The sequence below is a fragment of the Cupriavidus sp. 10L43_2 genome (assembly GCF_056395265.1).
Genome location: NZ_JBFTJE010000010.1, coordinates 172,749 through 194,208, shown reverse-complemented (window position 1 = coordinate 194,208; position 21,460 = coordinate 172,749). Strand labels below are relative to the sequence as shown.

The window sequence follows — 21,460 nt, the reverse complement described above, 5'->3', positions numbered from 1 at the left end:
CCGCTGTCTATTTCATGGCGTTTGGCGATCTCACCATAGCCTGCCTGACCGTCCAGGTAGCTCTGGATAACTGTCAGCCTGAACTGCTCCGAGTACCGATACATGAAAACACCCCAAAAGTTGGTGTCCAACTTTTGGGGTGCAGTTCATTGCAGCGGGCATTTTCTTTTTGCAGGTTCGGACGGGGCAGGTCAGGCCGATGGCGGCAACTGGCCGTTCGGCGTGAGCCGGTCGATCAGCTCGGGCAGGCCCTCGCTGAGGCTGGCCGCCACGTCGTCCTGCGACATGCCCGTGGTTTCCGCCAGCGATTGCAGCGCCCCGCTGCCGCCGAGTGCGCCGCTCAGGTCCGCCGGGCTGACCGGCTCGTTGGCGCCGCCGCCAATCCACGAATCCACCTGCTGGCCGAGACCGGCCTGCGAGAGCATGTCGCGGAGCGCGCCGATGCCGCCCGTGGCCGCACCCATTGCCTGCGCGCTGCCGGTGGCCTCGCCCTGGCCGCCCAGCAGGCCGCCGAGCAGCGAGCCGAGGTCCATGCCGCCGGGCGCCGGCGCGCTGCCACCGCCCAGCATGCCGCCGAGCATCCCGCCCAATCCTCCAAGTCCACCCAGTCCGCCAAGCCCGCCCGCCGCGCCCGGATCGCTCGCGTCGGCCGGCGCCACGCTGCCATCGGCGCCCTGTGTCTTGTTGCGCATCGCCATCATGGCCAGCAGGCCGAGCGCGATCATCAGCTTCGGATTCATGCCGCCCCCGCCGGGCTGGCCATCTTCGCGTTGCCCGCCCAGTTGGCCGAGCACGCCGCCCAGCACGCTATCGAGTAGTCCCATCATCGACTCCTTTGGAGTTTGGAAGGTCAGAATCCGCCAAGTACGGCGTTCAGGGCCGCCAGGCAGGTCAGCCCGGCGGTTTCGGTACGAAGGATGCGCGGCCCCAGCGACACGCCCGTGAATCCGGCGCGGATCGCCGCCGCCTCTTCCTCGGGAGATAGCCCGCCTTCGGGGCCGATCACCAGCGTTACGCCCTGTTCGCGCCAGGCATCGCGGTGCGCGGCGGCCAACTCGGGCAGCGACGCCGACGCGCGTGGCGAAAGCAGCAGCCGCGGCGCACCTCCAGCCGGTTGGGCCGATGCCGCCAGCCACGCTTCCAAGGTAGCCAGCGGCGCCACGTCCGGCAAGCGGTTCCGTCCGCATTGCTCGCACGCGGCCTGCACAAGGGCCTGCCAGTGCGCCTGGCGGCGCGCGGCGCGGTCGCCCGACAGCCGCACGACCGAGCGCGCAGCCTGCAGGGGCTGGATCTCGGTGACGCCGAGTTCGACGGCTTTCTCGATGAGCCAGTCCATCTTGTCGCCGCCGGCCAGCCCCTGCGCCAGCGTCACGCGGTAGGGCAGTTCGGCCTCGGCCGGGTCGTGGCCGGCCACCTGCGCGGTGGCGTGCCGCTTGCCGATGTCCGCCAGCGTGGCCGCGTGGCTGCCGCCGCGGCCGTCGAACAGCGTGATGGCGTCGCCCGGGGCGAGGCGCAGCACCTGGATGTGACGCACCACGGCGTCGGGCAAGTCGAGCACGGCATCGGCAGTCAGTGCCGAGTCAATGAAAAAGCGAGGGGGCATCAGTCAGTCAGGAGTTGGCGGGCGCCTTGGCCGGGTCGAGGCGGGTGGCGAAGCCCCAGCGGTAGCCATCCGGGTCTTCGACCATGCAGTAGCGGTCGCCCCAGAACTGGTCGGCGGGCGGCATCACGCTGATGGCGCCGGCGGCGAGGGCCTGGGCGTAGATGGCGTCCACGTCGCCACAGTAGACATAGAAGGTCTGGGGGGCTTCCACGCCGAGCGAGCGCGGCGTGCGGGCGGTGCTGCCCCAGGCGCCTTCAGGCGCGAACATGACCACGAGTTCGCCCTGGTAGTGCATCTCGGCGTGGGTCGGCACGCCGTTTTCGTCGAGCACATGGCCGGCGGTGAAGCCGAACGCGCGGCTGTAGAAGTCGAGCGCGGCGCGACCACTGGCCACCGTGAGGTACGGGGTCAGCCAGGGCGTGTTGGACGGTCTGGGCATGATGGTCTCCGGATGGGCAGGCGTTTCCGGTGCATGTTACTTGGAGCCGCCGGCGCTGTCGAAGATCGCCTGCAGATGGCGCGGGTGCGTGAACAGCGTCGGATGGAGATCGGCGTGGTAGCAGCGCAGCGCGGACGCAAGCTGCCACTGGCGCAGGCGCGCGGCGATCTGGCTCGCGGGGCAGGCGGCGATGTCGAGTGCGTCGCTGGTCAGCGCGATCCCCCACAGCGCGCCGTAGGCCGGGATGAACGTGGCGAGCGGCGCCACATGGGCGAATAGTTCGCGCAGGCGCGCCAGCAGCAGCCGGGCTGTGTCGGGCCGGTGCAGCGGCGGGCCGAGGTGGATCGACATCGCCCCGCCCGGCGCCAGGCAGCGGCGCGCGGCCTGCAGGCCGTGGAGGGAGAAGAGGGCGGTGGCCGGGCTGCCATCGTCGGCTTCGGTCAGATCGAAGACGATCAGGTCGAAGCGCCGGCCGGCGCGGCCGAAGGCTTCCATCAGCCCGAGCGCGTCGCCGATGGCGATGTGCAGGCGCGGATCGTCGGGCTTGCCGGGCGCACTCAGGGCGCCCTGATGGATGCCCGGCAGCCATTCGCGCGCCAGGCGGACCACCTCGGCGTCCAGTTCGGCCACCACCACCTCGCGGATCGTGGGAATGCGCAGCAGTTCGAAGGCCGAGCCGCCGTCACCGCCGCCCACTACCAGCGCACTGCGCGGGCTGCCGTGCGCCGCGGCCATGGGATGGACCATCAATTCATGCTGGATCCAGGCGTCCGCTTCTGTGCTCATCACGCGGCCATCGAGCCGGAAGATGCGGCCAAATTGGGCGCTGTCGCCAATTTCGATCTGTTGATGGGCGGAACGTGACGCCGCAACCACATGGATATCGCCCAATGTGGCGCCTACGCCGGGTGCCAGCCATTCGGTCCAGCTTTGACGACCCCTTCGAGCCGTGCCCGGGCGTCCGGAAATACCCTCTGCTTCTGCTAAAATTGCGGTTTTCCCGCGCTCAGGTTCTCGCCGCATGTCTGCCCTCGCCCATCCCGCCACCAGCCCTTTCGCCTCGCAGCCCGCCAAATTGATGGCGGACGCCATCCGCGTGCTTGCCATGGACGCCGTCCAGCAAGCCAATTCCGGTCACCCCGGTGCACCGATGGGCATGGCGGATATCGCCGTGGCGCTCTGGGGCCGGCACCTGAAGCATAACCCCACGAACCCGCACTGGCCCGACCGCGACCGCTTCGTGCTGTCCAACGGCCACGGCTCGATGCTGGTCTACGCGCTGCTGCACCTGACCGGCTACGACCTGCCGATCGAGGAACTGCGCAACTTCCGACAACTGCACAGCAAGACCGCCGGCCACCCCGAGTACGGCATCACGCCGGGCGTGGAAACCACCACCGGCCCGCTGGGCCAGGGCATCACCAACGCGGTGGGCATGGCGCTGGCCGAGCGCCTGCTGGGCGAGGAATTCAACCGCCCCGGCTACGACATCGTCAACCATCACACCTATGTGTTCCTGGGCGATGGCTGCCTGATGGAAGGCATCAGCCACGAAGCCTGCTCGCTGGCCGGCACGCTCAAGCTGAACAAGCTGATTGCGATGTGGGATGACAACGGCATCTCGATCGACGGCGACGTGGTGCACTGGTTCGCCGACGACACCCCGAAGCGCTTCGAAGCCTACGGCTGGAACGTGATCCGTGGCGTGGACGGCCATGACGTGGTGGCCGTGGACAACGCCATCGCGCAGGCCAAGGCCAGCGACAAGCCGACCCTGATCTGCTGCCGTACGATCATCGGCAAGGGTGCCCCGAACAAGCAAGGCGGCCACGACGTGCACGGCGCCCCGCTGGGCGGCGCCGAAGTGCTGGCCACGCGCGAGGCGCTGGGCTGGACGCACGCCCCGTTCGAACTCCCGCAGGACGCCTACACCGCCTGGGACGCCAAGACCAACGGCAACGCGCTGGAGCGCGCCTGGAACGCGCTGTTCGAGTCGTACGCCGAAGTGCATCCGTATGAAGCCGGCGAATTCACGCGCCGTATGCGCGGCGAGCTGCCGGGCGCATTCGACGCCGCCGTGGACGCCTTCATCGCCAAGTGCGAGGAAAAGGCCGAAACGATCGCCACGCGCAAGGCCAGCCAGAACACCATCGAGGCCTTCGGCCCGGTGCTGCCCGAATTCCTGGGCGGCTCGGCCGACCTGACCGGCTCGAACCTGACCAACTGGTCGGGCAGCCAGGCCGTGCGCGTGGACGCCTGGGGCAACCACATCAACTACGGTGTGCGCGAGTTCGGCATGAGCGCCATCATGAACGGCATCACGCTGCATGGCGGCTACATCCCCTACGGCGCCACGTTCCTGACTTTCTCGGACTACAGCCGCAACGCGCTGCGCATGGCCGCGCTGATGCGGATCCGCTCGCTGTTCGTGTTCACGCACGATTCCATCGGCCTGGGCGAAGACGGCCCGACCCACCAGTCGATCGAGCACGTGGCCAGCCTGCGCCTGATTCCGAACATGGATGTCTGGCGTACCGCCGACACCACCGAGACCGCCGTGGCCTGGGCCGAGGCGATCCGCCGCGAGAACGGCCCGAGCTGCCTGATCTTCAGCCGCCAGAACCTGCCGTTCCAGCGCCGCGATGACGTCACGCGCGCCAATATCGCACGCGGCGGCTATGTGCTGCGCGATGGCACCAACCCGCGCACCAAGCGTCCGGACGCGGTGATCCTGGCCACGGGCTCCGAAGTGGGCCTGGCCGTGGGCGCCGCCGAGCAGCTGGCTGCCGATGGCGTGCACGTGCGCGTGGTATCGGTGCCGGCGACGACCGTGTTCGACAAGCAGGATGCCGCCTACAAGGTCAGCGTGCTGCCGGCTGGCGTGCCGCGCGTGGCAGTGGAGGCCGGCGTCAGCGACTTCTGGTGGAAGTACCAGGTCCAGGCGGTGGTCGGCATCGACACCTTCGGCGAATCCGCCCCGGCCGGCGTGCTGTTCAAGCACTTCGGCTTCACGGTGGAAAACGTCGCCGATACCGTGCGCGCCACGCTCGCCCAGTAATTCCCGCCCGCGCGGCAGCCGGTGCGACGCGCCGGTTGCGGCGCCGGCCCCGCTTTCATCGATCGCACTCTAGGAGATAGACATGACCATCAAGATCGGCATCAACGGCTTCGGCCGCATCGGGCGCATGGTATTCCGTGCCGCCGTGGCCAACTTCAAGGACGTTGAAGTGGTCGCCATCAACGACCTGCTCGAGCCCGATTACCTGGCCTATATGCTCAAGTACGACTCGGTGCACGGCCGCTTTGACGGCGAAGTGGCCGTGGACGGCAACACGCTGGTCGTGAACGGCAAGAAGATCCGCCTGACCGCCGTGAAGGACCCGGCCGAGCTGAAGTGGGGCGAGGTGGGCGCGGACGTGGTCATCGAATCGACCGGCATCTTCCTGACCAAGGAAGGCGCACAGAAGCACATCGACGCGGGCGCGAAGAAGGTGATCATGTCGGCGCCGTCGAAGGACGACACCCCGATGTTCGTGTACGGCGTGAACCACGCCTCGTACAAGGGCGAAGCGATCATCTCGAACGCCAGCTGCACGACCAACTGCCTGGCCCCGGTGGCCAAGGTGCTGAACGACAAGTGGGGCATCAAGCGCGGCCTGATGACCACGGTGCACGCCGCCACGGCAACGCAGAAGACCGTCGACGGCCCGTCGAACAAGGACTGGCGCGGTGGCCGCGGCATCCTGGAAAACATCATCCCTTCGTCGACTGGCGCTGCCAAGGCCGTGGGCGTGGTAATTCCGCAGCTGAACAAGAAGCTGACCGGCATGTCGTTCCGCGTGCCGACCTCGGATGTGTCCGTGGTCGACCTGACCGTCGAACTCGAAAAGTCGGCAACTTACGATGAAATCTGCGCCGAAATGAAGGCACAGAGCCAGGGCGCGCTGAAGGGCGTGCTGGGCTACACCGAAGACAAGGTCGTGGCGACGGATTTCCGTGGCGACGCGCGCACCTCGATCTTCGACGCCGAAGCCGGCATCGCGCTGGATGGCACCTTCATCAAGGTCGTGAGCTGGTACGACAACGAGTGGGGCTATTCGAACAAGTGCCTGGAAATGGCACGCGTGGTGGCCAAGTAATCGTCGCAGGCTGGACGAAGTACGATAAAAAACGCGCCTTCGGGCGCGTTTTTTTTATGGCTGCGAGGCGAGTGGCGGTAGCGGCTGGGCGTCGACGCCGTCGCCATCGACAATGAAATGGCCGCCGGCCACATGGTGGATGGTGCGCAGTGCATCGTGGCCGGCAAAGTGCCAGCGGCCCTCGCTGAACACGCGGCCGTCGGCATGCGCGGCCACCACTTCGCCGAGGAACAGGTCATAGCCGGCCTGGATGGCAGGTTCCGGCAGCAGCCGGCATTCGAGCCACGCGGCACAGCCCTCGAGCAACGGCGCACCGACGACATCGCCCTGGAAAGTCTGCAGTCCGTAGGCGGCGAACTTGTCGATCCCTTGCTGCTCGGAGATGGCCAGGCCAGAACTGGAGCCGAGGGCTTGCGTGACATCCACCTGGCTCACCGTCGGCACGTGCAGCGCGAATTCACCGCTGGCCTCGAGCAGTTGGCGCGTCCACGTGGCTTTGTCGAGCACCACGGCCACCTTCGGCGGTGCGAAGTCCAGCGGCATGGCCCAGGCCGCCGCCATGATGTTGCGCTGGCCGCCATGCGCGGCGCTGACCAGCACGGTCGGGCCATGGTTGAGCAGCCGGTAGGCTTTGGCGAGTTCGACGGGAAGGCGGTGGGACGTCATGGCGCGAAATCGGACGATTCTGAGTGAAAGATGCGGGCTTCCGCTCACTATACGCCGTCGGCGCAAAGGCTTCCGAGGCGTCTTTTGACATTATCTGTCGCTATCCAGTCAAATCCCGCCCAATCCGAGCCCTCGTAGTGCGAGAAATGATGAATTTGCTTTTCCCGGTAGTTTTTTTCTCTTACACTCGGAAGAATCTGTTGAACTCTGATGTGCAGCCAGTGAAAGTGGTGGGGCCATCTAAGCGTGGGCATAACAACCGGGCCTGATCATGGTGAATGTGGATACCAAGCTGCTGGTGATTTTCACCGAGCTGCTGAGCAAGCGAAACGCCACATATGTGGCGGAAAAGATGCATATGACCGCACCTGCGGTCTCGCATTCGCTTGGCCGCCTGCGCGAGATCTTCGACGATCCTCTTTTTATCCGCGTGCCTCACGGCCTTACGCCGACGCCGCGCGCGCTGGAACTGGGCCCCAAGATCCGCGACATGCTGGATCTCTGGTCGTCCATCAATGAAGGTGAAGTCGACGACTTCGACCCGGCTATCGCGACCGGCACCTTGAATATCGGCTTTGCCGCCGAACTGGGCGACACGGTCTTCAATCGTTTCATTCTCCGTATCAAGCAGATGGCGCCGGAACTGCACATCCGGCTAGTCGAATCCCATTCGTGGGAATCGGACGTCGCTTCGATGCGCGCCAACGAGCTGGACCTCGCATTTTCGCCATTCCCGACCCGGCATCCGGAGATCGTCGAGGAGATGGTGACGTCGTTGAACCTCTGGGTTTGCGCCCGCAAGGACCACCCGCTGCTCAAGACCGATTTGACGCTTGAGCAATACCTCGATTGCAGCCATATCTTCATGGCGCACTCGGGCGGCGCCGGCCGTCCGGCTCCGTCGCTGATTCCGCTCGATTACGCCCTGCAGCAACGAGGCCTCAAGCGCAATGCGACGCTGACGGTACATTCGTGGCGCGCCCAGGCCGAACTGGCTGCCCAGACTGACATGATCTTCACGGTCAACGCGCTGACCAAGGACATGGCCTGCGAGACCTACGGCCTCAAGGCCTTCCCGCTGCCGGCTGAGCTCAACACGATGCTGGGCCTGAACATGTTCTGGCACCGCAGCCGCAACACCCACCCCATGCTGGTGTGGGCGCGCGGCCTGTTCCGGCAAGTGGTAGCCGAGTTCGTCGGCGTCCAGGCTGTCACCCCGCGCGGCCTGCGTGTGGTGGAAGAGCAGGATCAGGATATTCCGCAGCCGTAATCGGACTCTGCAGCAAGCGGTTAAACGACTCGGGCGCCTTGTGCGCCCGAGTCGTTTTTCATTGTGGCTTCGCAAAGCGGCAGCAGTTTCGGACATGTCTCATATCCGGCCAGGTGATGCCCTGCTAGCGTGGTAATCCGCAACCAAGGCAGGGAGCATTGAATGGCGCAGGACATTTTCTTGAACCTCAGCGGCATCGCGGGCGAGTCCATCGACGCGACGCATTCTGGTGATATCGAAGTGCTCGAGTGGGCGTGGTCCGTCAGGCAACCCGCAAACATGCACGCAGGCAGCGGGGGCGGCGCCGGCAAGTGCGCCGTCGAGGATCTGACGTTTGACCACTATACGGATCGGGCCTCGCCCAATCTTGTCCAGTACTGCCTCACCGGCAAGCATATTGCCCGCGCCATCCTCGTCATGAGAAAGGCGGGCGGATCACCACTCGAATATCTGAAGATGACGATGGAGGACGTGCTGGTCACGCAGGTGGCTCCCGTCTACTACAACACCATGCGCGTGCCGAGGGAGCGCGTGGCGCTGTCGTTTTCGCGATTCCGGCAGGAGTATGTCTTGCAGAACGCGGGTGGCGGTAGTGCGGGGACGATAGGGGTGGGGTACGACGTCAAGGCCAATACGGTGATTTGAGGAGAGGTCATGTTGCTTATATCGAAGAGCGGCATCGTTGACGCCGAGCGGGTCAAGGTGAAGATCTTTCCAGGATTGGAGAGAACCCCCATGCTCAAGGTCAACGGGATAGTGGTCCACCAAACGAACTCTTCCACATCGGGCAGTACGTTCGCGCATTATCAGAAGGCGGGAGCGCATGGCGCGCATTTTCTGATCGACAAGGATGGGACGATATACCAGACCGCATCCGTGTATAAGCGTACCAACCATGTTGGCTGGCTTAAATCACGCTGCCTGGAAACCAGGCAGTGTGCGCCTGCCGAATTTCGGGATGCGCAGAGAATCAAGGGGATCAAGAAGCTCTCCGCGTATGAGCACAAGAAAGAGTCTCCAGCGCGATATCCGGGCAACAATGACTCAATCGGAATTGAAATCGTTGGCCGGGAAATCGGTAAAGTCGAGGGATATGAGGCCGTCAACGAAGCGCAAAATAGATCGTTGCGTTGGCTAGTCAGGGAGCTCGCCGAAACGTTGGGAGTGTCGATGCGCGAAGTGCACAAGCACCCCGACATATCCTACAAAAAGCCGTCGGAAGCGAGGTCGGCGAAATGGCAGGACTGAGAAACGCCGCACTAGCGCTATGTCTCTTGAGTGGGCTAGCAACTCATTCTTACGCTAGAGACGTTAAGAAGGTCGTTGTGGAGAGCGTCGGCCTGAGCGATATAGAGGGGGTTGCCGAGGAGGCCTGCAAAGCGTTTAAGCCAACCGCTTCTCAGATCCGGGCGTATTTCTCAAGAGCTTATCCAGTTGACGGATTCTGGTCGACTAATAAATTCTATTCTCCGTGCCATGCGAAAGGCTCTGTGGAATTTTCCGACGGAAATGCGGGGCGGTGGATCCTGACGTCCAGTGGCATCGCCGAGTTGACGTGGAACCTAAGCGGGCGGGTAGTGCTATATCACGAGAAAAATGGGTGGAGCGACCCATTTCGAGGCATGTACGATGGGCCGGAGCAATAGCGCGGCCGAGGGGAGGCGAGGGGGCAACGACTCGATCTAGCCTCCCAAATAAAAAAACCGGCGCCGAGGCGCCGGTTTTTGTTGCCTGCTCGCTGGGTCATGGCCCGCGGCGGCTTATCGTTTGGGTCTGTGGGGACAGTCGTTCTTGGTGCAGTTGCCGTACAGCGACAATGCGTGTTCCTGCAGTGCAAAGCCGCGCTCGCGCGCAATGCTTTGCTGGCGTTGCTCGATGTCGGAGTCGAAGAATTCCTCGACCCGGCCGCAATCGAGGCACACCAGGTGATCATGGTGCTTGCCTTCGTTGAGTTCGAAGATCGCCTTGCCTGATTCGAAGTTGTTGCGCGACAGCAGACCCGCCTGCTCGAATTGGGTCAGGACGCGATATACCGTGGCGAGACCGATATCCATGTGCTCGTTGAGCAGGATGCGGTACACGTCTTCGGCGCTCAGGTGGCGCTGTTCACTGGTCTGGAAGATCTCGAGGATCTTGAGGCGGGGGACGGTCGCCTTCAGGCCGATGTTTTTGAGGTCCGCCGGACTCGGCATAGGCGTGACTCCCTAGAGTACAATGTCTGGATAGTTGAATCATAAGGGTTTTGGCGACAAAAGTCGCCCCGGTGCCACGGCCTGTACCGGACCCGGCACTATCCTTTCCCGTCTGAAAGCGAGATCCATGCGTTCATTCCGTACGACCGCCATGCGCCTGCCGCTGGTGTCTTCCCTGCTGGCGGCCGCCGTGCTGGCCGGCGCCTGCTCGGCCTATGACAGCACGTCGCGCAAGGTGGCCGACGCCATCACGCCGTATCGTATCAATATCGTACAGGGCAATTTCGTCTCGCGTGAGGCAGCGTCGCAGTTGCGCGAAGGCATGACGCGCGATCAGGTCCGCTTCCTGCTGGGCACGCCGCTCTTGACCGACGTTTTCCACGGCAATCGCTGGGATTACGTGTTCTCGTTCCGCCGCGGCAGCACGCCAGTCGTGCAGCAGCGCCGCTACACGGTGTTCTTCGATGGCGACAAGCTGGTCAAGTTTGGCGGGGACGAACTGCCGTCCGAATATGAGCTGATCGCCGAAATCGACGGGATGAAGGCAGCCCTGCGCAACCAGACGCCGGGCAAGATCGTGACGAGTTCGAGCAGCGCACCGGCTGACGCCCCGGCCACGCCGGCACCGGCCGCACCGGCAGGCGCTGCCGATAGTGCCGCCCCCGTGCCGCCGACCGCCGCGCCGGCCCCCGAAGCCGCCCCGGCTCCGGCCACCCCGCCAGCCACGCCCACGCCCGACACGTCCGCCAAACCGGCAAGCTGACCGGCACGCGGCCCGTTGCGGGCCGCGCCCGGACGCCATGCCGCCTCGCCGCCCCGGCCGGGCGGCGCCCCTTCCCCCGACATCGCACAATCACCATGAATATTGCAATCGCAGGCGCTTCCGGCCGCATGGGCCGCATGCTCATCGAACATGTGCTGAATACCGACGGCGTGACGCTGACCGGCGCGCTCGACGTGCCCGGCGCCGCCGCGCTGGGCCAGGATGCCGGGCTATTCCTGGGCCGCGCCACGGGTGTGACGATTTCGTCCGATGTGGACGCCGTGCTCGGCGCCGCCGACTGCCTGATCGACTTTACGCGCCCCGAAGGCACGCTGGCCCACGTGGCGGCGGCGCGCCGGCTCGGCAAGAAGATGGTGATCGGCACCACGGGCTTCGACGCCGCCGGCAAGCAGGCGTTGGCGGACGCTGCCAAGTCGATCGCCATCGTCTTCGCCGCGAACATGAGCGTGGGGGTGAACGCCACCTTCAAGCTGCTGGAAGTGGCGGCAAAGCTACTTTCGACCGGCTATGACATCGAGATCATCGAAGCCCACCATCGTCATAAAGTGGACGCGCCATCGGGCACGGCGCTGGCCATGGGCGAGGTGGTTGCCGGCGCGCTGGGCCGCAGCCTGGACGATTGCGCCGTCTACGCCCGCGAAGGCCATACCGGCCCGCGCGACGCCAACAGCATCGGCTTTGCCACCGTGCGCGGCGGCGATATCGTCGGCGATCACACCGTGATGTTCGCCGGCATTGGCGAGCGCATCGAGATCAGCCACAAGTCGTCGAGCCGCCAGTCGTACGCCGATGGCGCCGTGCGCGCGGCGCGCTTCCTGGCCGACAAGCCGGCCGGCCTGTTCGACATGCAGGACGTGCTGGGCCTGAAGTAAGCCCGGCACACGCCAAAAATTGCCGAAAATGGCCCGCCGCGTGGCCATTTTCAGACTTTTCGCCGTCCGTGGCGGGTGTCCGCCACGGTTATAATCGGCTCTTTCGCAAATCGGTCCGCCCGGCACCCCAGGTGCGCGCGGAACGCCGTCCCCGATCCGACGTCCTGATCCGTCGTACCAAACATGCAAGACAAATATCTTCCTTCCGCCGTTGAACAAGCCGCCCAGCAGCACTGGCAGGCCACCGAAGCCTACAAGGTGGCCGAGCACGCTGTGGGTCCCGACGGGAAGGAGAAGTCGAAATTCTACGCCTGCTCGATGCTGCCGTACCCGTCGGGCAAGCTGCACATGGGTCACGTGCGGAACTACACGATCAACGACGTAATGGCGCGCTACCTGCGCATGAACGGCCACAACGTGCTGATGCCGATGGGCTGGGACGCGTTCGGCATGCCGGCCGAGAACGCCGCGCTGAACAACCACGTGGCGCCAGCCGCCTGGACCTACGACAACATCGCTTACATGAAGAAGCAGATGCAGTCTATGGGCCTGGCGATCGACTGGTCGCGCGAGGTGGCAACCTGCAGCCCGGACTACTACCGCTGGAACCAGTGGCTGTTCCTGAAGATGCTGGAAAAGGGCATCGCCTACCGCAAGACCGGCACGGTCAACTGGGACCCCGTGGACCAGACCGTGCTGGCGAACGAGCAGGTCATCGACGGGCGCGGCTGGCGCTCGGGCGCGGTGGTGGAAAAGCGCGAAATTCCGATGTATTACCTTCGGATTACCGATTATGCGGACGAGTTGCTCGGTGATCTGGATGCGCTGGGCTGGCCCGAGCGCGTCAAGGTCATGCAGCAGAACTGGATCGGCAAGAGCACCGGCGTGCGCTTCGCGTTCCCGCACAAGATTTCGGGCGCGGACGGCAAGCTCGTCAATGACGGCAAGCTGTACGTGTTCACGACCCGTGCCGACACSATCATGGGCGTGACGTTCTGCGCCGTGGCCGCCGAGCACCCGCTGGCTACCCTGGCCGCGGCGAACAACCCGACGCTGGCCGCCTTCATCGACGAATGCAAGCACGGTTCGGTCATGGAAGCCGACATGGCGACCATGGAGAAGAAGGGCATGCCGACCGGGCTCCAGGTCGAGCACCCGCTGACCGGCGAGCCGGTGGACGTCTGGGTCGGCAACTATGTGCTGATGAGCTACGGCGACGGCGCCGTGATGGGCGTGCCGGCGCACGACGAGCGCGACTTCGCGTTCGCGAACAAGTACCAGCTGCCGATCCGGCAGGTGGTGGACGTCAAGGCCCAGCCGTTCTCCACCGAAGCGTGGCAGGAATGGTACGGCGACAAGGAAGCCGGCAAGCTGGTCCACAGCGGCAAGTACGATGGCCTGGGCTATCAGGCCGCCGTCGACGCCATCGCGGCCGACCTCGCCGCCAAGGGCCTGGGCGAGAAGAAGGTGACCTGGCGCCTGCGCGACTGGGGCATCTCGCGCCAGCGCTACTGGGGCACGCCGATCCCGTTGATCCATTGCGATGCCTGCGGCGTGGTGCCGGTGCCCGAGCAGGACCTGCCCGTGGTGCTGCCGGAAGACCTCGTGCCGGACGGCACCGGCAATCCGCTGAACAAGGACCCGCGCTTCCTGAACTGCACGTGCCCGTCCTGCGGCAAGCCCGCGCGCCGCGAGACGGACACGATGGATACGTTCATCGACTCGTGCTGGTACTACATGCGCTACACGTGCCCGGACGCCCCGACGATGGTCGACGCCCGCAACGACTACTGGATGCCGATGGACCAGTACATCGGCGGCATCGAGCACGCGATCCTGCATTTGCTGTACGCSCGCTTCTGGACCAAGGTCATGCGCGATATGGGCCTGGTCAAGTTCAGCGAGCCGTTCACGAACCTGCTGACGCAGGGGATGGTGCTCAACGAGACCTATTACCGCGAGGACGCCTCCGGCAAGAAGCACTGGTACAACCCGGCCGAGGTGGACGTGCGGACCGACGAGCGCGGCCGCCCGCTGGGTGCCACGCTGAAGGCGGACGGCCAGCCGGTGGTGATCGGCGGCGTGGAGAAGATGTCGAAGTCGAAGAACAACGGCATCGACCCGCAGGCGCTGATCGACCAGTACGGCGCCGACACGGCGCGCCTGTTCGTCATGTTCGCCGCGCCGCCCGAGCAGCAGCTCGAGTGGAGCGGTTCGGGCGTGGAGGGCGCGTCGCGCTTTCTGCGCCGCGTGTGGAACTTCGCCCATGCCAACGCGCAGGCGATTCGTGACGGCGCCGGCACGGCGTTCACGGCCGATGACGCCGCGCTGCGCCGCGACCTGCACGGCGTGTTGAAGCAAGCGAATTACGATTATCAGCGCATCCAGTACAACACCGTGGTCTCGGCCACGATGAAGATGCTGAACGCGCTGGAAGACGCTAAGGGCGCCTCGCCGGCCGCGCGCCGCGAGGGCTTCGGCATCCTGCTGCGCGTGCTGTATCCGGTGGTGCCGCACGTTACGCACGCGCTGTGGCAGGAGCTGGGCTACGCCGAGCAGGGCGGCGACCTGCTGGACGCCGCCTGGCCGCAGGTGGACGAAGCCGCGCTGGTGCGTAGCGAGATCGAACTGGTGCTCCAGGTGAACGGCAAGGTCCGTGGCAGCCTGACGGTGCCGGCCGATGCCGATCGCGCCGCCATCGAGGCCACGGCCGCCGCGAGCGAGATCGTGGCGAAGTTCGCCGCCGGCGCCGCGCCCAAGAAGATCGTGGTTGTGCCGGGCCGACTCGTCAACGTGGTGCTCTGAGGCGCCCGGAAACAAGGGAATTGCGAAGCATGGACGGAATCAACACAGGACGTCGCAGGGTGCTGGCCGCGATGGCGGCAGCCGGCTTGCTGGCCGGCTGCGGCTTTCACATGCGCGGCAACGCCGACTTCGCGTTCAAGCGACTCTATATTGGGCTTCCGGCCAATTCGCTGATGGGATCGGACCTGCGCCGCAACATCCGCAATGGCTCGGACACGCAGATCGTCGATGATCTGAAGGAAGCCGACGCGATTCTCGATGTGCTGGGTGACACCCGCGGCAAGTCGATCCTGTCGATCACGACCGAGGGCGTGGTGCGCGAATACCGGTTGACGCAGCGGTTCAGCTTCCGCCTGCGCGACCCGGCCGGCAAGGAACTGATTCCGCCGTCGCAACTGGTCCTGACCCGCGACCTGACCTACAACGAAGCCAACACGCTGGCCAAGGACTACGAGGAGCAGCAGCTCTATCGCGACATGCAGCGCGATATCGTCCAGCAGCTGATGCGCCGCCTGGCCTCGGTCAAGGCCATCTGAGAGCGGCTAGACTCCGCCCCGCACCGCGATGCAACTGAAGCTCGACGGACTCGACGCGCACCTGAAGCAGGCCCAGGCCAAGGGCATGGCGCCGCTGTACGTCGTGCATGGCGACGAACACCTGCTGGTGCTCGAAGCGGTAGACCGGCTGCGCCGCACCGCGCGCGAGGCCGGTTTTTCCGAGCGGGACGTGCTCGTGGCCGAGCGCGGCTTTCACTGGAGCCAGCTGGTCGAGGCCCAGCAGTCGATGTCGCTGTTCGGCGACCGGAAAATCGTGGAATTGCGGATCCCGACCGGCAAGCCCGGCAAGGATGGCGGCGAGGCGCTGCGCGCCGTGGCGGCCCAGCCGTCGCCGGACGTGGTGATGCTCGTCACGCTGCCCCGGCTTGATTTCGCCACATCCAAGTCAGCGTGGTTCCAGGCGCTGGAGTCCGCCGGGGTATCGATCAAGGTCGATGCCGTGGACCGCACGCGGCTGCCGGCCTGGGTTGGCGAGCGGCTGGGATTGCAGCAGCAGCGCGTGGAACCGGGCGAGGCCGGGCGCCGCGCGCTCCAGTTCATCGCCGACAAGGTGGAAGGCAACCTGCTCGCCGCCCACCAGGAAATCCAGAAGCTCGGCCTGCTGTACCCGCCCGGCGTGCTTACCTTCGACCAGGTGCACGACGCGGTGCTCAATGTGGCCCGTTACGACGTCTTCAAGCTGTCCGAGGCGATGCTCGGCGGCGACGTGCCGCGCCTCACGCGCATGCTCGAAGGGCTGCGCGGCGAGGGCGAGGCCACGGTGCTGGTGCTCTGGGCGCTGACCGAGGAAATTCGCGTATTATCCAAAGTCCGGCAAGGGCTGGCGGCCGGCAAGCCGGCGGGCGTGCTGATGCGCGAATTGCGCGTCTGGGGCCCACGCGAGCGGTTGGTGCCGCAGGCCGCGCAGCGGTTGGCGCTGCCGCAGCTGGAAGCCGCGCTGGCCATGGCCGCCCGGCTGGACCGGCAGGTCAAGGGCCTATCCGACCTGCCAGGCGCAGGCGGCCTGGGCGGCAGCCTCCCGGCCGAGCCATGGGATGGCCTGCTGCAACTGGCGCTGATGATCGCGCGCCCGGCCTGAGTTTCCGATCGACCGGTCGCCTGACCTACCCGCACGACACCGGCCCCCGGGCCCCCGAGACACTACTACGCAGTCGAGCCAGGAACGCCTGGACACCATCATGACCGAGTTCGATCTCAACGCTTACATGGACCGCGTTGGCCAGCAGGCCCGCGCGGCGTCGCGCGCGATGGCGCGGGCCACCACGGCCGACAAGAACCGCGCGCTGCTGACCATCGCCGCCGCCATCCGCCGGGATGCCGACAAGCTCAAGGCCGTGAATGCGCGCGATGTGGAGCGTGCCCGGGCCAACGGCCAGGACGCCGCGTTCGTGGACCGCCTGACGCTGTCCGACAAGGCCATCGACACGATGGCGGCCGGGCTGGAGCAGATCGCCGCGCTGGCGGACCCGATCGGCGAGATCACCAATATGAAGTTCCGCCCGACCGGCATCCAGGTCGGTCAGATGCGCGTACCGCTGGGCGTGATCGGCATCATCTATGAGTCGCGCCCGAACGTGACCATCGACGCCGCGGCACTGTGCCTGAAGTCCGGCAACGCCACGATCCTCCGCGGCGGCTCCGAAGCCATCGAGTCGAACACGGCACTGGCCGCGCTGGTGGCGGAAGGGCTTTCGTCGGCCGGGCTGCCGGCCGAGGCCGTGCAGGTCATCGAGACCACCGACCGCGCCGCCGTGGGCCGGCTGATCACGATGACGGAATATGTCGACGTGATCGTGCCGCGCGGCGGCAAGAGCCTGATCGCGCGCCTGATGGAAGAGGCCCGCGTGCCGATGATCAAGCACCTGGACGGCATCTGCCACGTCTACATCGACACCGATGCGGACCTGGACAAGGCCATCCGCGTGGCCGACAACGCCAAGACGCAGCGCTACGCGCCGTGCAACACGATGGAAACGCTGCTGGTGTCGCGCGACATCGCCGCCGCCGTGCTGCCGCCGTTGGCCAGCATCTATCAGGAGAAAGGCGTGGAGCTGCGCGTCTGCGCCGCCACGCGCGCCACGCTGGAAGCGGCCGGCTTCGGCAAGCTGGTCGATGCCACCGAGGAGGACTGGCGCCTCGAATACCTGGCGCCGGTGCTGGCCATCCGCACCGTGGACGGGCTCGACGCGGCCATCGACCATATCAATACCTATGGCTCGGCCCACACCGATTCGATCATCACCGAGAACTACACCGCCGGCATGCGATTCCTGCGCGAGGTGGATTCGGCCAGCGTGATGATCAACGCCTCCACGCGCTTCGCCGATGGTTTCGAATACGGCCTGGGCGCGGAGATCGGCATTTCCAACGACAAGCTCCACGCACGCGGCCCGGTCGGGCTGGAGGGGCTGACTTCGTTGAAATACGTCGTATTCGGGCACGGGGAAATCCGGACCTGAGGATTGCCGGCCACGCTTCTTAAAAACGCCAAAACAACGTCCACCACCAATGCTCTGGGTCAAGTCGTTCCATATCGTCTTTGTCGTGTCGTGGTTCGCGGGGCTGTTCTACCTGCCGCGCATCTTCGTCAACCTGGCGATGGAGACCGATCCGGCCGGCGTGCAGCGGCTGCTGCTGATGGCGCGCAAGCTGTTCCGGTTCATGACCATGCTGGCCGTGCCGGCCGTGGTGTTCGGGCTGTGGCTGTACCTCGGCTATGGCATCGGACGCGGCACGGGGCAGGGCTGGATGCACGCCAAGCTGGCGCTGGTGCTGGTGCTGATCGGCTACCACCACGGCTGCGGCGTGCTGTTGCGCAAGTTCGAGCGGAGCGCCAATGCGCGCTCGCACACGTTCTATCGATGGTTCAACGAAGTGCCGGTGCTGGTGCTGCTGGCTATCGTGATCCTCGTGGTCGTGAAGCCGTTTTAAGCGATCTACGATTCAGCGTTCTCCCCCAAAGCCTTACATGAGGTCATGATGAGCAAGCAGGTCGAGTACTTCCTGGCGCCGCAGTCCCCGTTTACCTACCTCGGACATGCCCGCTTCGTCGACATCGCCAACCGCCATAACGCCCAGGTGCTGCTGAAGCCGGTGGATCTTGGCAAGGTGTTCGCGGTGTCCGGCGGCGTGCCGCTGGCGCAGCGTCCGCCGCAGCGCCAGGCATACCGGCTGGTGGAACTCGAGCGTTGGAGCCAGTTCCTGAACATGCCGATGCATCTGCATCCGACGTTCTTCCCGGTGTCCGGCGATGCCGCCGCCCGGCTGATCATCGCCGCGCAACTGGCGCACGGCACGGCGCGCGCGCTGGAGTTGACCGGCGCCATCTGCCGGGGCGTGTGGGCGGACCAGCGCAATATCGCCGATGCGGCCACGCTGGCGCTGATCGCGGACGAGGCCGGCCTGGACGGCGCCAATCTGCTCAAGGCCAGCGAGGGTCAGGCCGTGCAGGCCGCCTACGCGCAGAATACGCAGGACGCGCTCTCGGCCAACGTGTACGGCGCCCCGTGGTTCGTGCTGGATGGCCAGCCGTACTGGGGCCAGGACCGCCTCGATTTCCTGGACCGCGCCCTGGCCGCCGACTAGCGGTCCGCCGCGCGGTCCGCTACGCTAGTCTCACTCCCGTCCGCCACGGCGGACGTTTTTGTTTGCAGGATGTTCTTCCCATGACCCAAGCCTTCTTTGCTCCTTGCCCGCGTGGCCTGGAATCCGCCCTTGCCGAGGAACTGCGGGAAATCGCCCAGTATCCGGCCGTGGTGGCCGCCGCGCCGTTCCAGGTGCATCGCGAGGTGCCGGGCGGCGTGCCGTTCTCGGGCGAGATGGCGGCGGCCTATGCCGTCAACCTGCACTCGCGCATCGCCAGCCGCGTGCTGCTGYGCGTGGCGCAGCGCGGCTACCGGCATGAGGACGATGTCTACGCGCTGGCCCGCCAGCAACGCTGGGATCAGTGGTTTTCGCCGGATGAGTCGCTGCGGGTGGACATCACCGCGCACAAGTCACCGCTGCACAGCCTGAACTTCACCGCGCTGCGCGTGAAGGACGGTGTTTGCGATGCCATGCGCGAGGCGCTCGGCGACCGTCCCAGCGTCGATACGGTCAGCCCGGATGTGCGGATTTATGCGCATTTGACCGAGTTCGACTGCACGCTCTACCTCGACACCACCGGCGAGCCGCTGTTCAAGCGCGGCTGGCGCATGGAGAAGGGCGAGGCGCCGCTCAAGGAAAACCTCGCCGCCGGCATCCTGCGGCTGGCGGGATGGGTGCAGGGCCAGACCGACCGCCCGTTCTTTGATCCGATGTGCGGCAGCGGCACGTTCCTGGTGGAGGCGGCGCAGGTGGCGCTGGGCCTCCCGCCGGGCGGGGCGCGGACCTTCGCGTTCGAATGGCTCAAGGGCATGGACAACAAGGCCTGGCAGGCCCTGCGCGCCGATGCGCAACGCGCCAAGGAGGCGGCGGCCAAGGGCGTGGCGGCGCTGGAGATCGCCGGATCGGACATTTCCACGGACATGCTGACCATGGCGGACGCCAACTGGCAGCGCGCCGGGCTGCCGGGCGAGGTGCCCCTGAAGCAGGTGGATGCGCGCTTTGTGCAGCCACCGTTCGCCACGCCGGGCGTGATGCTGATGAATCCGCCCTATGGCGAGCGGATCGCCGTGCGCGGCGAGCAGCGCCGGGGCGCACTGCCCGAGGCCCCGCGCGACGAGGCCGAGGAGGCCGCCGCGAACCAGTTCGCCAGCGCCTTCGCTACCACCTTGAAGCAACACTTCGCGGGCTGGCAGGCGTGGGTGTTCACGGGCGACCTGAGTATGCCGAAGCGCCTGCGGCTCAAGGAATCGCGCCGCACGCCGCTCTACAACGGCAATATCGAATGCCGGCTGTTCCGCTTCGACATGGTGCGCGGCGGCAACCGCAAGGAAGGCGGGGAAGCGCCGAAGGAATAAGGGGGATGCGGGACGGTCAGGCTTATGCCTGCTTGTTCCGGCCCGTCAGCGCCTCGGGGTTGCGGGCGAAATCGCTCAGGAACCCCTGCAGGCTCACCACCGGCTCCTGGAGCAGGTGGCGCGGCAGGTCGAACAGCGCGTAGAAATATTCCTCGCGCCCTTCGCACCGCTCGGCCGGCAGGCAGTATTGCTCCCAGTCGGCGCACGCCGGCGTGTACATGCCGTTGCCGGGCCAGAAGAACGGCACGATGCGGCCCTCCCGCAGCCCTTCGATCAGCGTGGCCGGCGCCTCGTAGGCTTCGGCCGACTCCACCTGGCTCATCAGCCCGGCGCGCGTCTCGATCACCATCAGCGTGGCATGTCCCTGCGCCGTCAGCAGCAGGATGCCCACCGGATTCGGATACAGGTAGTACTCGACGAAGCCATAGCGCGCGGCGGTCTGGCGCACGCGGTCGGCCATCACCGGATCGGACAGGAACGCGTACGAGTGCCGCGTGAGCAGGTCGCGCAGCGTGCGCGAGATTGCCGCGAAATACTGTTGCTGGAGTGCGTCGATTTCCTGGTCGAGCCGCGCCACCATGTTCGGATCGTGCTTCTTCACATAGCGGTCGATCAGCCCATGGTTGAAGCCTTGCACCGCAATGCTTTCGTCGGCGGTGCCGGTCAGCAGGATGGTCTTGCACGGCAGGTCCTGCAGCGCCTGGCAGAACTCGAGGCCATCCATCTGCGGCATCGAGTAGTCCACCACGATCACCCCGGGCTGCATGAAGCGATGGATGTCGTGGACCTGGCGATAGATGCGGTCCACGTCGAGTTGCACGGTGCGCCGCTCGCTCAGGAAGGTCAGGTCGTCGTGGGTCACGCGCACGGGCAGGAAGGCCGGATGCCGGGTGGCATAGGCTTCGCGGATCCATGTCAGTGCCTCGCGCGGGTCGGTGAAGCTCACCACGGCGCGCGACGCGTCCATCTGGAATGCCAGGCTGTCGATAAACGATTTGCTGTCGTCCACCAGCACCGTCAGGACGGGGTGATGGAAGACCGACAGGTTCCTGTCATGCGGGCTGAATGTCATGGTGCGATCTACGCTGCGRCCGGCAGCGAATGAAGAGCGAGGGTTTGGGGGCCGTGGCAAGCCAGTATAGCGCGCGGATGGGTCCACGCAATGTTGCCGCACCAAAGGAGGCCAAAAGCAA

At 65.7% G+C, this 21,460-nt stretch carries 22 protein-coding genes; 14 read left to right on the top strand and 8 right to left on the bottom strand.

The features are described 5' to 3' along the window. The 5 genes from AC1DEL_RS16425 to AC1DEL_RS16405 form a co-directional block, all read right to left on the bottom strand. Positions 1-104: transposase (locus tag AC1DEL_RS16425; protein WP_477109024.1), on the bottom strand; the 104-nt coding region annotated here is incomplete at its 3' end. An 87-nt stretch (positions 105-191) separates the two neighbouring features. Continuing rightward, positions 192-824: a YidB family protein gene (locus AC1DEL_RS16420; RefSeq protein WP_092298743.1), complete on the bottom strand. Its 633-nt coding sequence runs from the start codon at positions 822-824 to the stop codon at positions 192-194. A 26-nt stretch (positions 825-850) separates the two neighbouring features. Then, on the bottom strand, positions 851-1,603 hold the full coding sequence (locus AC1DEL_RS16415) for a 16S rRNA (uracil(1498)-N(3))-methyltransferase (protein ID WP_092298746.1): 753 nt from the start codon (positions 1,601-1,603) through the stop codon (positions 851-853). A gap of 7 nt (positions 1,604-1,610) precedes the next feature. Then, positions 1,611-2,042 carry a VOC family protein gene (locus AC1DEL_RS16410; protein WP_092298749.1) on the bottom strand — a complete coding sequence of 144 codons (432 nt, stop codon included), beginning with the start codon at positions 2,040-2,042 and terminating at the stop codon, positions 1,611-1,613. Between the two features lie 36 nt (positions 2,043-2,078). Beyond that, positions 2,079-2,933 (bottom strand): spermine/spermidine synthase domain-containing protein, encoded by an 855-nt coding sequence (locus AC1DEL_RS16405; RefSeq protein WP_477108724.1) that lies wholly within the window; start codon positions 2,931-2,933, stop codon positions 2,079-2,081. A gap of 130 nt (positions 2,934-3,063) precedes the next feature. On the opposite strand from AC1DEL_RS16405, the gene tkt reads away from it, so the two are divergent. Both tkt and gap read left to right on the top strand, forming a co-directional pair. Next, positions 3,064-5,100 carry a transketolase gene (tkt, locus tag AC1DEL_RS16400; protein WP_177219983.1) on the top strand — a complete coding sequence of 679 codons (2,037 nt, stop codon included), beginning with the start codon at positions 3,064-3,066 and terminating at the stop codon, positions 5,098-5,100. Positions 5,101-5,182: 82 nt separating this feature from the next. Beyond that, positions 5,183-6,181: a type I glyceraldehyde-3-phosphate dehydrogenase gene (gene gap / locus AC1DEL_RS16395; protein WP_092298755.1), complete on the top strand. Its 999-nt coding sequence runs from the start codon at positions 5,183-5,185 to the stop codon at positions 6,179-6,181. 54 nt (positions 6,182-6,235) lie between these two features. Here gap and AC1DEL_RS16390 read toward each other — a convergent pair whose 3' ends face one another. Then, positions 6,236-6,847 carry a flavin reductase family protein gene (locus AC1DEL_RS16390; RefSeq protein WP_092298758.1) on the bottom strand — a complete coding sequence of 204 codons (612 nt, stop codon included), beginning with the start codon at positions 6,845-6,847 and terminating at the stop codon, positions 6,236-6,238. A gap of 271 nt (positions 6,848-7,118) precedes the next feature. Here AC1DEL_RS16390 and AC1DEL_RS16385 point away from each other — a divergent pair, with 271 nt between their 5' ends. The 3 genes from AC1DEL_RS16385 to AC1DEL_RS16375 all read left to right on the top strand — a co-directional run bounded on the left by AC1DEL_RS16385 (position 7,119) and on the right by AC1DEL_RS16375 (position 9,365). Further along, positions 7,119-8,117: a LysR family transcriptional regulator gene (locus AC1DEL_RS16385; protein ID WP_477125969.1), complete on the top strand. Its 999-nt coding sequence runs from the start codon at positions 7,119-7,121 to the stop codon at positions 8,115-8,117. A gap of 162 nt (positions 8,118-8,279) precedes the next feature. Then, positions 8,280-8,762: an Hcp family type VI secretion system effector gene (locus tag AC1DEL_RS16380; RefSeq protein WP_477125970.1), complete on the top strand. Its 483-nt coding sequence runs from the start codon at positions 8,280-8,282 to the stop codon at positions 8,760-8,762. A 9-nt stretch (positions 8,763-8,771) separates the two neighbouring features. Beyond that, a complete protein-coding gene (locus tag AC1DEL_RS16375) occupies positions 8,772-9,365 on the top strand; it encodes a peptidoglycan recognition protein family protein (RefSeq protein ID WP_477125971.1) in 594 nt (197 codons plus the stop codon). Positions 9,366-9,877: 512 nt separating this feature from the next. Here AC1DEL_RS16375 and fur read toward each other — a convergent pair. Further along, the gene (gene fur, locus AC1DEL_RS16370; protein WP_092298769.1) at positions 9,878-10,309 is read right to left on the bottom strand and encodes a ferric iron uptake transcriptional regulator; all 432 of its coding nucleotides are present in this window, start codon (positions 10,307-10,309) and stop codon (positions 9,878-9,880) included. A 127-nt stretch (positions 10,310-10,436) separates the two neighbouring features. Between fur and AC1DEL_RS16365 the strand changes: the two genes are divergently transcribed. From AC1DEL_RS16365 to AC1DEL_RS16325, 9 genes are all read left to right on the top strand, one after another. Then, on the top strand, positions 10,437-11,072 hold the full coding sequence (locus AC1DEL_RS16365; RefSeq protein ID WP_092298771.1) for an outer membrane protein assembly factor BamE: 636 nt from the start codon (positions 10,437-10,439) through the stop codon (positions 11,070-11,072). A gap of 95 nt (positions 11,073-11,167) precedes the next feature. Then, on the top strand, positions 11,168-11,965 hold the full coding sequence (dapB, locus tag AC1DEL_RS16360; RefSeq protein WP_092298774.1) for a 4-hydroxy-tetrahydrodipicolinate reductase: 798 nt from the start codon (positions 11,168-11,170) through the stop codon (positions 11,963-11,965). A gap of 183 nt (positions 11,966-12,148) precedes the next feature. After that, a complete protein-coding gene (gene leuS, locus AC1DEL_RS16355) occupies positions 12,149-14,770 on the top strand; it encodes a leucine--tRNA ligase (RefSeq protein ID WP_477105714.1) in 2,622 nt (873 codons plus the stop codon). Positions 14,771-14,799: 29 nt separating this feature from the next. Further along, positions 14,800-15,306 (top strand): LPS-assembly lipoprotein LptE, encoded by a 507-nt coding sequence (locus tag AC1DEL_RS16350; protein WP_092298781.1) that lies wholly within the window; start codon positions 14,800-14,802, stop codon positions 15,304-15,306. 28 nt (positions 15,307-15,334) lie between these two features. Beyond that, a complete protein-coding gene (gene holA / locus AC1DEL_RS16345; protein WP_092298784.1) occupies positions 15,335-16,405 on the top strand; it encodes a DNA polymerase III subunit delta in 1,071 nt (356 codons plus the stop codon). A 100-nt stretch (positions 16,406-16,505) separates the two neighbouring features. Then, a complete protein-coding gene (locus AC1DEL_RS16340; protein WP_092298787.1) occupies positions 16,506-17,786 on the top strand; it encodes a glutamate-5-semialdehyde dehydrogenase in 1,281 nt (426 codons plus the stop codon). 49 nt (positions 17,787-17,835) lie between these two features. Beyond that, positions 17,836-18,258: a CopD family protein gene (locus AC1DEL_RS16335; protein ID WP_092298790.1), complete on the top strand. Its 423-nt coding sequence runs from the start codon at positions 17,836-17,838 to the stop codon at positions 18,256-18,258. Positions 18,259-18,306: 48 nt separating this feature from the next. Further along, on the top strand, positions 18,307-18,912 hold the full coding sequence (locus tag AC1DEL_RS16330; protein ID WP_092298793.1) for a 2-hydroxychromene-2-carboxylate isomerase: 606 nt from the start codon (positions 18,307-18,309) through the stop codon (positions 18,910-18,912). A gap of 80 nt (positions 18,913-18,992) precedes the next feature. Next, positions 18,993-20,267, top strand: a complete 1,275-nt coding sequence (locus AC1DEL_RS16325; protein ID WP_477159126.1) for a THUMP domain-containing class I SAM-dependent RNA methyltransferase — start codon at positions 18,993-18,995, stop codon at positions 20,265-20,267. 22 nt (positions 20,268-20,289) lie between these two features. Here AC1DEL_RS16325 and AC1DEL_RS16320 read toward each other — a convergent pair whose 3' ends face one another. Next, on the bottom strand, positions 20,290-21,339 hold the full coding sequence (locus AC1DEL_RS16320; protein WP_092298799.1) for a response regulator: 1,050 nt from the start codon (positions 21,337-21,339) through the stop codon (positions 20,290-20,292). Positions 21,340-21,460: the final 121 nt, after the last annotated feature.